This is a genomic window from Niastella sp. (assembly GCF_045805085.1).
In the GTDB taxonomy this organism is placed as follows: Bacteria; Bacteroidota; Bacteroidia; order Chitinophagales; family Chitinophagaceae; genus Niastella.
The window spans coordinates 16,853-33,047 of record NZ_JBJMLX010000100.1 but is presented as its reverse complement, the minus strand read 5'-3'; the positions used below and the strand labels follow the sequence as shown (position 1 = coordinate 33,047).

Sequence of the window (16,195 nt, the reverse complement as noted above, 5' to 3'; positions counted from 1 at the left end):
GAAAGGCGCAAGGTCTGGTGGTGCGCCCCTATACCGAACATGCTCAAAGCGATTCGTCTCCCTGTTTAAAATATCTAATCCGCCACCTAATGTACCAATCCATAGATGCTGTTCCCGGTCTTCAAATATTTCCCACACATTATTATTTGCCAGGCTCTCAGCATCACTATCACTATGCCTGTAGTGTTTGAACTTTTTTCCATCGAAGCTGTTGAGACCGCCAAAATATGTCCCTATCCAGAGAACATTCTCATGGTCGATACACATGCTTACAATTATGTTATTGCTCAGGCTGTTTTTATTGTTTGGATCGTGCAGGTATTGTTTAAATGTATTTTGCTTCCTGTCAAAAAAAATCAATCCGCCGCCATTGGTCCCAATCCAGAGATTACCGGATTTATCTTCAACAAACCGGTTGACATCGTTGTATGGAAGGCTCTTTATATTTGATTCTATGTGACGATAAAGCGGGAAAAGTACAATGTTACTATTCAGATAACTAATGCCCTGTTTAGCAGAACCCATCCAGATAATGCCATCATTATCCTTATATATTGTCCTTATACTGTTCTGGCCGAGGCTCCGCGGATCTTTGGGGTCATTGAGAAGATAACTGATACTGAAGTTGTTTTTTTTATCAATCAGGTTTACACCGCCATGATCCGTTGCCACCCAGATCAAGCCCTTGTTATCCTGAACAACCTGAGTCGCCAGGTTTGAATTCAGCCTTGATGGAAATGAATTTTCATTAAACTGTCTGATCGAATGATCCTCCGGATGAAAAAGAAAAACTCCACTATTGAGGGCCCATAGCCAGATATCGCCATCAGTATCTATGAAAAGGTTAAATGGATTATTTTCTTTGTTCAGATTTTGGATCACGGTACTGGAGAAAATGATCTTGTTTGAATTCATATCATACTCCTGTAAAAATCCATTCTGAGACACGAGCCATAATTTCCCATCTTTCGTTTCTTTAATAGAACTAATTCTATCCAAACTGTTGACAGGGAGGTTCTGCCTTAAAGATTTTGCTTTTTTACCTGTACCTGAATAGGAGTATAGCTCAAGATTGTCGTAAAGAAACCAATATCTCCCCTTGTTTCCTTTTACGATATTGCTGACCGTACCGGAAGGCAGACCGAGAGATTGCAAATAGCCTTTATTATCTGCATCGAATTTTTCTGTAGACGAATTATAAATACAGGCTCCCTCCATTGTCGATACCCACATTTTTCCACCGGGAAGCTCATAGAGAGACTGAATACTGTTATCAGGCAGCGAAGAGCTGTCATTGTAATTTTTACGAAATACCCTGAAGGAATAACCATCATAGCGGTTGAGGCCAGACATGGTGCCAAACCATAAGAAACCGTCCTGGTCTTTTAGTATAGCATTCACCTGATTATTTGAGAGACCGGTGTAGGTATCTAATTTGGAAAAATTATAATGCTCATTTTGAGCAAAAACAGAAAGCGATTGTAACAGTAAAACTACCCAAATAAGAAAACGCATCACATCAAGTTTAATTCGGGAGAACTTCGCACCTGGCAGCATAGATTCCGCTTCATAAGCCAATAAAAGTAAAGTTAACAAAAATGAATATATCAATTTACGCCATTACTTTATAAACTCCTAAATCCATAAAAGGAATAATCTTTTTCCGCATCCTGTCTTTGAGGAAAGATTTCAGGTGCTTAATAATTTTGCCAACGCTGTTTACTTTCAGCCCTTTGATAACTTCCTTTCTTCTTAGTTGAATAATATCGTAAGTAAGGTGTCCGCAACAAAGCACTGCTAATAAGGATAGTTCCAATCGTCATAGGAGAAGGTCTACCATTATTCGCTCATAAAGCCAAGGAGACAATTTTCGAGCTTTTAAAAACTGATACTTTTAGTACTGGAATTGTGCAAATGACTTATCGACCAAGGAGAAAAAAATAAAAAACGAACGCACAACACACAATAAAAAATATAGGGTTGAAAGTCCTAAAATTGAAAGACATATTATTTGTTCTTTCACCTCAAAAGCACCAGGAATTATAAAGGGGTTCTTCTTATTCAGACTCCAGAAAGTCTATTCCTAAAAACTATTTGTTCTCAGGTTTGCCCCCTCGTTTACTTTTTTGAAAGTCCTTGGGACTCATGCCGAACTGTTTTAAAAAATTTCTTCCAAAATTCGTTTGTGACCGGTAACCGACCATAACCGAAACCTCATAGATCAGGAGATCATCGTTGGCTAATAATTCGGCGGCTTTTTTCAGCCGGGTAATATTTACAAGCTCATTGGGCGTCAGATCGGTCAGTGATTTGATCTTGCGAAACAGGCTGGTGCGGCTTAGATTCATCAAACGGGCGAGCTTGTCTACATCCAGGTCGGTATCATCGATGTTTTTTTGGATCGTCGAATCCAGTTTTTCCAGGAAAAATTCATCGGAACGCGTATAGGCCATCGAATTCAGCTTTACGTTAGGGGAGTGCGCAAAATACTGCTTAAGCTTTTTGCGGTTGTCGAGCAGGTTGGCAATCTGCGCCAGCAACAACTCGGAATCAAAAGGCTTTTCAATGTAGGCGTCTGCTCCTAATCCCAGCGCTTCTATTTTCGATTGCAGGGTGTTTTTTGCTGTTAATAAGATAACGGGAACATGGCTGAATTCAACATCCGATTTTATAGTCTTACAAAGCTCAAACCCATCCATAAAAGGCATCATAACATCGGTAACTACCAGGTCTATGGATTCGTTCTTAAGAACTTTGATTGCCTGAATGCCGTCCCTGGCAACCTGTACCTGGTAATGCTCGCTTAGCTCGTCGGCAATCACCTCCAGCATCTCCGGATTATCCTCCACCAAAAGTATTTTCCGTTTCATATGTGAGATTTAATCGCCTGCAGGGATATTCTTTACTGAATTGTCTTCACACAGACTGTCATTGACCGGCATGGTAAATGTGAATACGTTCATATTGTCTTCCGGCGTATCGAGCACCAGGCTGCCACCATGCAAACTGGCCAATGAAAGGGCTAAGGCAAGTCCGATACCCGTACCGGTTGGGTTTTCTGTATGCCGGATACGGAAGAATGGTTTGAAAATATTTTCCTTCAACTCGTAAGGTATGATATTTCCGTCATTTTTGACTTTAAGCGTGAAGCTGTTGTCGCTGTTAAAATACGGCAGCAGGCTGATGCAAACGCTGGTGTGCGCATATTTAACCGCATTGCTGAAAAGATTATAAATAATTTTATTAAAAGCATCCACATCTATGCAGGCAAACAAGGGCTCCTGCGGAATCTCCATTTGAAAAGATATGTTGTTTTGTTCCGCCAAAGTGGTAAACCCCGAACAGGCTTCGGCTATTAATTGATTGATTTCCTTTCTTTCGAAATACAATTGAACATTCTTCAGTTCCGTTTGCCTGAAGTCCAATAGCTGGCCGCTCAGCTCGATGAGCCGGTCGGTATTCCGTTCCATTATTTGTAAGCTATTGCCAATCTCGGCATTGAATCCCAGTTTCCTGATAACCTTTTTAAGCGGCACTTTAATCAATGTCAACGGCGTCTTTATTTCATGGGCTACATTGGTAAAAAAATCAATTTTAGCCTGTAACAGTATTTTTTCATTCGTCAGTTCCATTTCAAGCATCTCTTTCTCTTTTTCGATTCTCAGGAGTTCGAACTTTCTTTTGTTTTTTTCATTTACCCGGCGATGATAGTAACGCACCAAAACAAAGATCAGTAAAACGAAAAAAACGGCGTACAGGCTGTATGCCATGCGGCTCTGCCACCATGGAGGCAATATCGTTATGAGTAAATTTGTTTCCTTGCTCCATCGATTGCTGGTGAAGGCTTTTACGCGGAATACATAGCTTCCGGGAGCCAGCTCTGTAAAGCTTGCCCGCCGGCTGTCCTTCAGATAGATCCAGTTATTGGTAAGGCCCTGCATCTGGTAGGCATATTCGACCATCTTCGGCGCTGAATAATTCGGCGCTGCAAAGTCTATATTAAAGATGGACTGGTTGTGCCGGAGCGTGATTTGCTTTGTGTACAAAATGGATTGCTTCAAAAGCGAATCGGGACCGTCCGGGGATATTTCCTGACCGTTTACCTGGAAATTGGTCAGGTAGATCGGTGGCATAAATGTGCTTTGCTCAAAATGGCTGGGGTGAAAACTAACCAGCCCTTTGGTGCTGCCGAAATACATGGAGCCATCGGGGGTTTTAAAGGCCGAGTGATAGTTGAACTGATCGCTGATTAACCCGTTTGAGGTGGTAAACACTTCCACCTTTCCCGTCGAAGGATGAAATCTTACCAGGCCTTTGGTAGTGCTGAGCCATAGATTCTTTTTCGCATCCTCCAGGATGGATAAAATAAAATCGCTTGGGAAGCCGTTCGCCATGCCAAAGCGGGTAAAGTTGCCCTCCTTTTCATTCCATTTGCACAATCCAGATTCGGTGGCCACCCAGATAGTGCCGTTGCTGGCCTCGTATATCGAAGTTACCCGGTTGCTGATAAGACTGGTGGGATCTTTTTCATCGTAGCAAAGGCGATCTGTTTTACCGGCATATTTGCTTCGCAGGTATATACCATACCCGAATGTTGTAACCCACAGCCGGTTTTTCCGGTCTGCAATGATAGATGTGCACCAATATGGGGGAATGCCGTCTAAGGCGCTAAAGTTGTTTTTCCCCTTGTTAAAGATATATGCACCGCTGGCGGTACAGATATAAATTTCACCGGCTTTGTCCTGGTAAATGTTATAGATGTAATTATGCGTAAAACCATCTCTCCATGCTTTAAAACGTCTGGTGACTTTCCTGGTTCGAATATCCATAATGTCAATGCCATGCTCGTAGGTCCCAATCCATAATTCGTCTCCGGTTATCAGCAGACCGTGTATTTCAAAATAGGAAATACTGCCTTTTTTGCCATCTGCTTCAAAATGAGTGAACCTGCCGGTGGCAGGGTTGAACATATTCAGACCTTCATCTTCGGTGCCTATCCACAGGTTTCCGTAGCTGTCCTGCCTGATATCTCCTACCACGTTGCCGTTCAATGAATTTTGGCCCCGCTGGGGGAAATATTTTGTGAATACGATTTGGTTGGCGAAGTAGTTGATACCACCATAGTAGGTGCCAATCCATATGCCACCCTCATTATCGCGGCACATGGAAGTGATGGAATTGTCGTTGATCGAATAAGGGTTGTTATAGTCTTTTTTGATTTGCTGCACCGACTGATTTTTCCTGTCATAAATAAACAGGCCCGAGCTTGTCCCAAACCACCATTCTTCTTTAGCGGTCTCTACGAAGTTCTTAATGAATAAATTTGCATGCTCATCGCCACTCAAAGCAATGTCAGTATAAGTATAATGAACCGGGTCGAATACTTTGATTTTATTGTCGGAGGTTCCTGTAATAAAATGTCCGTCTGATGTTATATATAAGCATTCCACCCAAAGACGGTTAGACGGCGCGGAATGACTGAATAAGTTAAACCCCGAGAAACTATCGGTGGCAAAGTCATATTTTTCCAGCAGTCCCCGGGATGTTGCTACCCAGAAGGAGCCATCAGGACTGTTACAGAAGGTAGTCGCCGTAAAATAGGCCTCCTGGTCATATTGTTTAATTTTTTCCGTGCTTCTGTCATACCTGCAAAGCTTATAGTATGACAACAGCCAGATATTGCCTCTTACATCTTCATCGATCTTATCGATAAACATGTTGGAGGTAGCGGCGACAAAGGAAAATTCTTCGGTAACAGAGGAATACCTGAACAATCCTCCCTCTGTTCCAACCCATAGTATTCCCTTTTTGTCTTCGTACAGGCAATGAATAAAATTGCTTCCGATCGCCTTTTTGTTTCCTTCTATCTTTTTAAATACTTTAAAAGAATACCCGTCATAGCGGTTCAGGCCGTCTTTGGTGCCGAACCACATAAAGCCCAATCGGTCCTGCAAACTGCAGGTAATGCTGTTATTCGACAGGCCGTTTTCAACCTCAAGATGTCTGAAATAATGAGGGCTGGCATGCAGTAAGCCCGACATAGTCGTTGCAAGGAAGGAGATGCACAGGTATTTAAAGAATGGCAATTGTAAAATTTACACTTTTAAACAATATGACTAAAATAACGTATTTGAGGCCTTAAAAAAAACAAAGCATTTTTTTTGGACCCTGTTCCGTTCCATCCCAACCGGGCTTGGTACGTTTTGTTGAAATATTGGTACGCCTGATATAAAAGGCGCCAAAGTTTTGTCATTATTTTAACGCAGGATTCTTGGTTACATAAAAACTGCCAAATGAGACAACGATTACGATTGCAAACACCTGAACCGCGGGCTCCGGCTCCTCTTTCATTCACTCACATTTTCCGGGACTTTATTACCGCCCGGCTCTCATAAACGAAATACCGGTTATAATAAATAAGCCAACTGCAGTTCCTGCTATGCCTGGGACAGCGGTAAGGCTTTCGCATTTACTCACTGTAAATGCAATAATGATTTTGCATGATAGATCCGGTATCTGAAAGAGAACTCCTAAACCGAAAAAATTGCGTATGAAAAAAATGTTATTGCTGAGGCATGCCCTTGCTGTTTTTATTTTTTGTTCACTCTCCGTTATTTCTGCCGGGCTTTACGGACAGGAGAATGAAATAACCGTCAAAGGCAAAGTCCGTTCAGATTCTTCAGCCATTTCTTCTGCCACTGTTACACTCAAGAACAATCCGAAAAGGTCCGTCATTGCGGATGAAAAAGGCAACTTTGTTATAAAAGCCCCGGCCAATGGCACATTGATCGTTTCGTCCACCGGGTTCGAAACCCAGGAGATAGAAATACAGGGTAACAGTTCGATTGGTATTTTGATGAAGGCCAAAGACACTAAGCTTGGTGATGTTATTGTGGTGGGCTATGGCACCCAGCGAAAAACCACGCTCGTAAGCTCTGTTACATCCATCGATGTGAAAGAGATCAAAGGGCCCACCAGTAACCTTACTACCATGCTGGCCGGTAAAATTCCCGGTCTCATTTCCTTCCAGACTACGGGAGAGCCCGGCAATGATAATGCCTCCTTTTTCATCAGGGGCCTGGGCACGTTTGGTGCGGGGAAAGTAAACCCGCTGATATTGATCGACGGAATTGAATCGTCGACGACAGACCTCGCCAGGCTGCAGCCCGATAATATCTCGGGATTTTCTGTGCTGAAAGATGCAACGGCTACGGCGGTGTATGGTGCACGCGGCGCCAACGGTGTGATCCTTGTTACCACCAAAATTGGTCAGTCGGGCAAAATGAGATTCAACGTGCGGGCTGAAAATTCTTTTTCTTCCAATACAAAGAACCTGGAGCTTGCCGACAATATTTCATACATGAATCTTGCCAACGAGGCGGTATTGACAAGAAATCCTTTGGGTGCGGTTTTATATTCGCAAACCAAAATTGATCATACTGCCAGGAAAGACGACCCTTTAATATATCCCGACAACAACTGGATCAGCGAGCTTATAAAGCCCGTGACTATCAACCAACGGGCGAATGTGAACATCAGTGGCGGTAGTGATAAGGCAAAGTACTACCTGGCGATGAGTTATAATCTTGATAATGGGAATGTCCGGAAAAATTCATTGAACGGGTTTAACAATAATATCAAGCTTCAAAGCTACTCCATACTGAGTAATGTTACTTTGAACCTGACGCCAACGACCGAAGCGTTTATAAGTCTGAAAGGCCAGTTTGATGATTATAACGGGCCTATTCCGGGCAAAGATGAAACTAACCACGATCTTTCCGGAGGTGCTACTGTTTATCACAATGCACTTTATAGCAACCCGGTTGCTTTTCCGGCTGTTTACCCTTCCAGCTACATGCCTTATGCCACACATCCGCTTTTCGGGAATGCGGTGATACCCGGTTCCACCAACAATCTTTACACAAATCCGTATGCACAGTCGCTGTCCGGTTTTCAGTCCACCAATACCAGCACCCTCACGGCCCAGCTTAGCTTAAAGCAAAACCTGAACTTTATTACACCCGGGTTGTCGGCCAGGGTAATGTCGTATACAACACGCTATGCAAATTTTGCAGTTACAAGGCAGATCAGCCCCTACTACTATACTTCGAGCATGGTTGATGGGAAATTGTCGGGGATCTATCTTATCAACGACGGCAGCATAGGTAACCCCTTTGCCGTTCCAACAGAGTATTTAACTTATGCGCCGGGCGACAAGACCGTGAACAGTACTTTTTACGGCGAGGCGGCGCTCAACTATAGCAGAAACTTCGGCCAAAAGCACAGCGTGGGCGCTATGTTTATCGGTACACTCCGCAACTACCTGACAGGCAATGCCAAGAACTTGCAATTGTCATTGCCTTCGCGGAACGAAGGTTTATCGGGACGGGTGACCTACGGCTATGATAACCGTTACCTGGTTGAATACGACTTTGGATATAACGGTTCCGAACGTTTTGCCGAAAATCACCGTTTTGGGTTTTTCCCGTCTGTGGGCGCCGGTTGGGTGGTGTCAAACGAGTCTTTCTTTCAACCGCTTACCAATGTAGTGACCAATCTTAAATTCAGGTTTACCTACGGTTTGGTGGGTAATGATCAGATTGGCAAGGCAGACGATAGGTTTTTCTATCTGTCACAAGTGGACCTCAATGGCGCCCTGGCAGGAGGCTTTGGTAAGCTCTACAACTATAGCAGAAATACGGTGAATACGGCCCGTTATGCAAACCCCGAGATCACCTGGGAAAAATCCACCCAAACAAATATTGGTATGGATCTGACCTTGGTGAAAGATGTGAAAGTAACGGTGGATGCGTTTCACCAGAAACGCAGCAATATCCTAATGGTCAGGTCAACCATTCCAACCACCATGGGATTGCAGGCGACGCCTTCCGCCAACGTAGGCGCCGCTCAAAGCGATGGCGTGGACATAGCGCTGGATTACCAGAAAACGATTACAAAAAACTGGTGGGCCACGGTGAGGGGCACTTTCACGTATGCAAAGAGTAAAGTATTGATAAACGAAGAGCCGGCCTATGCGGCGAATAACGCCAACCTGTCGCATGTAGGCAATTCGATCAGCCAGATCTACGGTCTTGCTGCCGAGCGGCTATTTATCGATCAGATAGAGGTAAACAATTCGCCTACCCAGTTCGGAAATGTATTGGCAGGCGATATCAAATACAGGGATATTAACCAGGATGGGAAAATAAGCGTCGCCGATTTTGTGCCCATGGGGTATCCCACTACACCGGAAATGCAATACGGCTTCGGATTTTCTACCGGGTATAAAAATTTCGATATAAGCGCCTTCTTCCAGGGAACGGCAAGGGTGTCATTCCTGATCGATCCGATGGCTATCTCGCCGTTTTTTAACCAGCATGGATTATTGAATGCGATCTCACAGGACCACTGGTCAGAGAATAACAGGAACTCCTATGCCTTTTGGCCGCGGCTGAATATAAACAGTGATTATGTAGGCGGGGCGCCCACCTACAACAACAATTATGCTTCTTCCTGGTGGATGCGCGATGGCTCGTTTATGCGGCTCAAGTCGGCTGAGATCGGCTACAATGTATCGCCCGCAGCACTTAAAAGATTCCATTTGGGTAGCGCCAGGGTGTATGTAAACGGAACAAACCTGCTCACCTTCAGCTCATTTAAGAATTGGGACCCCGAAATGGGCTCTTCTGGCATGGGATATCCTATTCAGAAGGTAATAAACATAGGCGTTTTACTCGGGTTTTAAAATCATTAACAGCACACACATGAATCATCCTTTCAATAAAAAATACAAAGGTCTTACCACGAAGCGCCTGCGCCTGTTTGCGGCGATGCTGGTGACCGTATCGATTGCCGCATCCTGTACGAAAAAATTCCTGGACGTTGTACCGGATAACGTTGCGACGGTTGATAATGCATTTACCTCGAAATCGGAAGCAGAGAAATATCTGGTTACCTGCTACTCTTATCTTCCCTATGAGGAAGACCCTACTTATAACCCCGGTCTTACGGCGAGCGACGAAACCTGGATCGAGGACAACGAGATCCACATCCGGTCTACCAATGTGGCCCAGTTGCCCAGGGGCGGCCAGAATACGTCCGATCCTATTATCAATTATTGGGACGGCAGCAGGGATGGCGCGCTTAACAGCAATGGGAACGGTATGTTCAGGGCCATCAGGGACTGCAACGTGTTCCTGGAAAATATAAGCGATTTGAAAAAGGTGCCGGATCTGGATATAGATACGCGGCAGCGGTGGATAGGGGAGACAAAGTTTTTAAAAGCCTATTATCATTTTGTTTTGTTCAGGGCATACGGACCTATCCCGGTAGTAGACAAAAATATACCGATCAGCGCACCGCTGAGCGAAACGCAGGTTAAAAGACAGGCGGTTGACAGCGTTGTAAACTATATTTCGGATCTGCTGGATTCCGCAGCGGCAACGCTTCCGGCATCGATTGCAAACACCGCTTCCGAACTGGGGCGTATTACCCAGCCGATAGCCTTAAGCTTAAAAGCTAAATTGCTGGTGTATGCGGCCAGCCCCCTGTTTAATGGAAACCCCGACTTCGCCACGCTGCAGGGTAAAGGCGGGCAATCGCTTTTCAACTCAACTTATAGCGCTGACAAATGGCAAAGGGCCGCAACGGCCTGCAAGGCTGCCATTGACGCTTGCACGGCACAAGGCATCTCACTGTATACTTTTCAAACACCGGCCGGCACCACACTCACCGATACTACTGTAAAGCAAATGAGCATCAGGAATGCCATGAGCGAGCCGTGGAATAGTGAATTGATATGGGGATTAACCCATACCAATTTGGGCTTTAATGCCTTCTTTCAGGCAATAGGCGGCGGCGCCTTTGACAGAACGTATATACAAAACGGCGGTATCACCTATGGTAATGCCCTGATGGGCCCTACCTTAAAGATGGCCAGGCTGTTTTATACCCAGAATGGTGTGCCCATAGACGAAGACAAAACACTGGATTTTTCCAACTATTCGGCCCTGCGTGTTGCCACCCATGGAGAAAGATTTAACATTAAAGAGGGTGAAACCACCGCACGGCTCAATTTTGAAAGAGAGCCCCGTTTTTATGCCAATATTGGTTTCGACAGATGCATATGGTACATGGCCAACAGCCCTTCCCATTCCGACGAAAACACCTTTTACCTGTTTTGCCGTGCCGGTGAGTTTGGGCAAAACTCTCCCATACCCATCACCACCATGTACATGAAGAAAGTATTGAACTGGCATTTCGACTGGAATACCCGGCTTTATCTCGTTTATCCATATCCGATGATACGGCTGGCGGATTTGTACCTGTTGTATGCCGAAGCATTGAATGAATCGGGTAATGCGCCCTCAGCAGACGTTTACACTTATGTAAACCTGATAAGAGCAAGGGCCGGGTTAACAACCGTTCAAAACGCCTGGTCTACATACAGTAATAATCCCACAAAATATACCACCAAGGCCGGCATGCGCTCTATTATACAAAGAGAGCGTGCTATAGAATTATGTTTTGAAGGACAAAGGTATTGGGATCTGTTGCGGTGGAAAACAGCGGCACAGGAACTGGCTGGAAACGTTACTGGCTGGGACAGGACAGCCAAAACCCCCGATTTATTTTATCGTGAGCTTACATTCTATACCAGGAGGTTCGTGGCGCCCCGTGATTATTTGTGGCCGCTGCAGGATAACGATCTTTTGAATAATCCTAACCTGGTGCAAAATCCTAACTGGTAAATCCTTCTAACTTATCAAAGAAATAAAAAGATGGGAAAGAAAAAATTATTATACATGTTGCCATTGTTTTTAACAATGATGGCAGGTTGCAAGCGGGAAGAATTTAATACGCCTGCGGATACCAATAACAATCCGCCGGGACTGGTCTCCAACGTTTCAGTAACCAATCAAAACGGCAAAGCAGTGCTGACCTACACGCTGCCGGCCGATAATGATCTATCATATGTAAAGGCAGCCTATGAAACCTCGCCGGGAGTGGCTACGCAAGTGAAAGCATCGCGGTATACCAATACACTTACAGTGGACGGATTCGGAGATACATTACAGCACACCATTAAACTGTATGCTGTGAATTCCAGCGAAAAAGCATCTTCGGCGGTGGATGTTATTGTGAAACCGCTTACCCCGGGCTATATTCAGGCCCGGCGGGCTCTCACCGTGTCGGTTACCTTCGGCGGGTTTACCATTACTGCCCAAAACCCAGCGCGGGATAACCTGGCTATTATTCCAATAGTAGATACCTCCGGCAAGGGCCTTTGGGTGCAAACAACCGGTATGGACAATCTTTACGGCAACGACACAGTGATTACGGGCACCGTCAGAAACCAGCCTTCGGTGGCAAGGAAATACGGGTTTGTGGTAAGGGACAGATGGTTTCACTATTCGGATACCCTGTTTTTAACCCTGACCCCCTTATTCGAACAACAATTGGATAAGAGTAAATTCAGCACGCTGGTACTGCCAAACGATGCCGTGGTTTTAACCAACGGGGGAACTACATGGCCTTACTATATGTATGATGGGAATTATAATCCCGGATGGCCTTCCACTTACTTCACTGTAGAGAGCTCAACGGTGCCGCAAATGGTTACCCTCGATCTGGGCCAGCAGCATACTTTCAGCCGGTTTCAAATAAATCCCTACAAGGAAGTAGGCAACTTTTACTATGTGAGGGGTAATGTGAAAGATTTCGAGGTGTGGGGTTCAAATAGTCCCGATCTAAGCGATCCGGTAGGGTTGAATAACCTTCCCGGGGCTTCCTGGACAAAAATAGGCACCTACCATGTTACCAAACCTTCGGGGTCGGCTTATCAAACGGAAACAACAGCAGATCAGCAGGCGGCCTTTAAAGGATGGCAATTTGATTTTCCCACCGGGTTAAGTAATTACAGGTATATACGGATCAGGCAGTTATCGAACTGGCAGGGAAGCTATTTCATTACCATTGCGGAACTGACGTTTTGGGGGAATTAGTATATTTTTTAACGAGTAAAATTCTTCTATGAAGAGACAAATAAAAATAATAGCGTTTTTTACCTCTATAGCGATCTATATAATTTCCTGCTCCAGGGAAGATGCTTATAAGTCCAAATACGAATCCGGTGGGGCAATTATATATTCTGGTAAAATGGATTCCGTGAAGGTATTTTCAGGAAGAAACAGGGTAAAGATAACCGGCCTGTTTTTTTCCGATCCCAACATCGTCAAATACCGTGTTTTCAGCAACAGCCGGCGCGATTCCGTAGAGGTGGCCATTAAAAGGTCGGCAGGCGTTGATACGGCCAGGCTTTTTATTAATAACCTGCAGGAAGGTACCCAGAGCTTCGAAATAAGAACCTACGATGCGGCAGGAAATTCCTCGGTTCCCGTGTTTGTTACCGCGAGCGTATACGGCGATAACTATCAAAATTCCCTCGTAAACAGGGGTGTGGTAGATGCGTCCCTGCAATCGAACGGCTCGGCCCGTATTACGTGGGCCGACGTTAGCAGCGATGCCGGTGTGCTGAACATGGAAATTAAGTATACCGATAATAGCTCACTGGCGCATGATACCATTATTCCTTCTGTGGCAGTTGGCCAAACAACGTCGCTGCCTGCCATTAAGGTTGGCACCGTGTTTTCGTATAAAACGGCTTTCCTGCCGAATGCGACAGCGATTGATACTTTTTATACGGTATTTCAAACCCACAGTGTTAAAGCAGATGTTACCAGCGTTTACCTGTCTAATTGCGGGCCCGACTTTAAAGGCCAGTTGGGTTCCGACGGAAGGTTCGGTACACTGAATGCTCCCTGGGTTACAAATGCCGGGGCCATGAATAAGGGTTCGGGTACGTATGGTGGCTATCAGCATGCCGGGTGGCAGTCTACCGGTGTTATCACCTGGGAAACCTGGGGTAACACGCCAGTAGTGGATGGCAGGATCTATCAACCTACGTCGTCGCCACTCCCTGCCGGCAGCTATACGGTGTCATTTACTTACTACTCTGAAGTGCAACAAAACTCTTCCTTTTATTTTGTTGCCGCCGCCGGGGGCAGCGGAATACCATCGTTGAGCAACCTTTCAAGCGCTTTAGGGTATGCCGCCCTGTTTAACGGCGCCAACATCGGCGCTACCTCTCCTAATGTAACCGAGACGAAGAGCTTTAACTTCACCTTGTCCACCCCACAGGTGGTGTCATTGGGCATTTTGGGAAATATCGTAGGTAGCGGTAACCCGGGCAGCTATTTTGAGATAAGAAATATTTACCTGGTGCAGAATTAGTAATTAAGAAAACACTGTATGTCTTGGTTAAAGAAAACCGAAGGTAATTGAGATAAACTTAAAGTAATAAAACCTGCAAAATAAATGATTTGCAGGTTTTTGCTTTTCAGGCAAACCTGGGTTTACTCATGAAAGTTTATGCAAATCATAATGCAACAGATATGCAATTACGATACGAGTCTATAGAATCCCTTAAGGTTGGGTTGACTGACTTTACGCATATTACGACAGTAAATTCCGGACATTACATTCAACTGGAGGAGCCTGAACTTGTTTTAGGTAATATCAGACTATTGTTGTCAAAATTTCCTTAACAGACAACCAGATAAGTATTTTTTAACTGTCTGGTTTCTTTGGAATATTGATTACCGTTACTATTTTTGGGGCCAAACCCTTATTCTGGCATATAAAAATAGTTCCATATAAACCCATGAAGTTATTCATAACCCAAACCATTAGCATTATACTCCTGCTTGTTACCTTTTACCCTGTTTTTTTTGCAGACTATGTTTATACTGATGAAGCGCATCAGCTTTGGCACAACGATGACAATACCAATTTCATCATTTTTTTTGAAGTGGGTAGGGCATTGAACGCGCTTATTATGCAAAAGTTATATCCCTTATTGAAAAGCATGAACCAATTAAAATGGGTCAGGGTGGCTTCATTGGCAGGCTGGGCGCTGGCTATAATTGTTTGGAATATTATTCTGAATAGTTGGAAGAAGGTCTTTCATTTAAATGAACGTTGGGTACTTTTTTTAAGCATTTGTCTTCCCTGTAGCATTACATTAGCCATAGTTATTGGTTGGGCGGTGCACGTATCGGTCTTCCTCGCTTTTATCATGGCGCTTGTAAGCGGGCACCTGCTGTTTATGCACTTCTATGGCAGGAAAGACCTTCGAATTTCGCCGGTCAGAACTATTGCGATAGTACTATTGGGATTGGGGTCGTTATTTCTTTACCAGCCCATGTTCGGCGCTTTTCTGTTGCCTTTCTTTTTGTGTCATCTTAACGACCGGTATAAAAAGATTGACAGGGTTATGTATATCGGCGTAGGTTGTTATCTGGCAGTTTTTTTACTCTACTATATACTTTTTAAATATTTATTTTTTTTATATGGATTAGAGGCCAGTGACCGTACTGTCCTGTCGCTGGACCCATTGGGAAAAATATCGTTTTTCTTTTCTCAACCCCTGGCACAGGCATTCAGCTTTAATTTTCTGTATAATATGCATGGCATTTTTTCCCAGGCATTTTATCCGCTTATGTTGGGCACCTGGTTGTTTTCTGTATTTGCTTTTGATAAGGAGCAGAAGCTGATTCAAAAATTTGCCTATGTTGTCAGGATGCTGTTATTGATGATGTTGATGTATATGTTTGTATTGCTGCCCCGGGAAAACTTTTCTTCTTATCGCACCATGCTTTGTTTAAATCTCGCCGGAACTATGTTGTTGACAGATGTAATAATAAAGTTGTTCAGCAAGAGCAGGTTCAAAAATAGCATTCCTTACCTGGCGTGTGTGATTGTCGCTGTTGTGGCCTGGTGTAATTTTAATCTGAATTTCATCAGACCGCTTAAAAAGGAATACCAGGCTATTCATACTTACTTTCAGCATAACTACGATAGCTCAAAAACAACCATCTATTTTGTAAGGCCGCAGGATAATTTATTTAAAAGACTCTATAATCAGAATGTATATAAAGACGAATTTGGTTTGCCCTCTTCTCATAAGGATTGGACGCCCGAGCCGCTGATTAAACAAATGGTGTTTGAGTCAACAGGTGACAGAGAAAAGGCCAGGCAAATGCCTGTTATTAACCTCTCTTACGAAGAAAGGGATAGTGCGAAGGTTGAAGCAGGATCACTGATTATTGATGTAGAGAAGATCTTAGTAGATTAA

At 44.2% G+C, this 16,195-nt stretch carries 8 protein-coding genes; 5 read left to right on the top strand and 3 right to left on the bottom strand.

Annotated features, from left to right (window positions below; translation table 11 throughout):
• The 3 genes from ACJ751_RS04945 to ACJ751_RS04935 form a co-directional block, all read right to left on the bottom strand.
• The coding region (locus ACJ751_RS04945; protein WP_407744265.1) for a two-component regulator propeller domain-containing protein at nucleotides 1-1,578 on the bottom strand (1,578 nt) is incomplete at its 3' end.
• Nucleotides 1,579-2,090: 512 nt separating this feature from the next.
• On the bottom strand, nucleotides 2,091-2,870 hold the full coding sequence (locus tag ACJ751_RS04940; RefSeq protein WP_407744264.1) for a response regulator: 780 nt from the start codon (nucleotides 2,868-2,870) through the stop codon (nucleotides 2,091-2,093).
• Between the two features lie 9 nt (nucleotides 2,871-2,879).
• Nucleotides 2,880-6,086: a two-component regulator propeller domain-containing protein gene (locus tag ACJ751_RS04935; protein ID WP_407744263.1), complete on the bottom strand. Its 3,207-nt coding sequence runs from the start codon at nucleotides 6,084-6,086 to the stop codon at nucleotides 2,880-2,882.
• Between the two features lie 464 nt (nucleotides 6,087-6,550).
• Between ACJ751_RS04935 and ACJ751_RS04930 the strand changes: the two genes are divergently transcribed.
• From ACJ751_RS04930 to ACJ751_RS04910, 5 genes are all read left to right on the top strand, one after another.
• Entirely contained in the window at nucleotides 6,551-9,745 is a 3,195-nt protein-coding gene (locus ACJ751_RS04930; RefSeq protein ID WP_407744262.1) for a SusC/RagA family TonB-linked outer membrane protein, read from the top strand.
• A 19-nt stretch (nucleotides 9,746-9,764) separates the two neighbouring features.
• Nucleotides 9,765-11,750 (top strand): RagB/SusD family nutrient uptake outer membrane protein, encoded by a 1,986-nt coding sequence (locus tag ACJ751_RS04925; protein WP_407744261.1) that lies wholly within the window; start codon nucleotides 9,765-9,767, stop codon nucleotides 11,748-11,750.
• 54 nt (nucleotides 11,751-11,804) lie between these two features.
• Entirely contained in the window at nucleotides 11,805-13,004 is a 1,200-nt protein-coding gene (locus ACJ751_RS04920) for a DUF5000 domain-containing lipoprotein (protein WP_407744260.1), read from the top strand.
• Between the two features lie 28 nt (nucleotides 13,005-13,032).
• Nucleotides 13,033-14,292, top strand: a complete 1,260-nt coding sequence (locus ACJ751_RS04915) for a DUF4998 domain-containing protein (RefSeq protein ID WP_407744259.1) — start codon at nucleotides 13,033-13,035, stop codon at nucleotides 14,290-14,292.
• A 430-nt stretch (nucleotides 14,293-14,722) separates the two neighbouring features.
• Nucleotides 14,723-16,195 (top strand): hypothetical protein, encoded by a 1,473-nt coding sequence (locus ACJ751_RS04910; protein ID WP_407744258.1) that lies wholly within the window; start codon nucleotides 14,723-14,725, stop codon nucleotides 16,193-16,195.

What these genes read in the sequence shown, in the direction of transcription:
- ACJ751_RS04925 (WP_407744261.1), top strand. Translation starts at nt 9,765, where the DNA reads ATGAATCATCCTTTCAATAAAAAATACAAAGGTCTTACCACGAAGCGC.
- ACJ751_RS04915 (WP_407744259.1), top strand. Translation starts at nt 13,033, where the DNA reads ATGAAGAGACAAATAAAAATAATAGCGTTTTTTACCTCTATAGCGATC.
- ACJ751_RS04920 (WP_407744260.1), top strand. Translation starts at nt 11,805, where the DNA reads ATGTTGCCATTGTTTTTAACAATGATGGCAGGTTGCAAGCGGGAAGAA.
- ACJ751_RS04930 (WP_407744262.1), top strand. Translation starts at nt 6,551, where the DNA reads ATGAAAAAAATGTTATTGCTGAGGCATGCCCTTGCTGTTTTTATTTTT.
- ACJ751_RS04940 (WP_407744264.1), bottom strand. Translation starts at nt 2,870, where the DNA reads ATGAAACGGAAAATACTTTTGGTGGAGGATAATCCGGAGATGCTGGAG.
- ACJ751_RS04910 (WP_407744258.1), top strand. Translation starts at nt 14,723, where the DNA reads ATGAAGTTATTCATAACCCAAACCATTAGCATTATACTCCTGCTTGTT.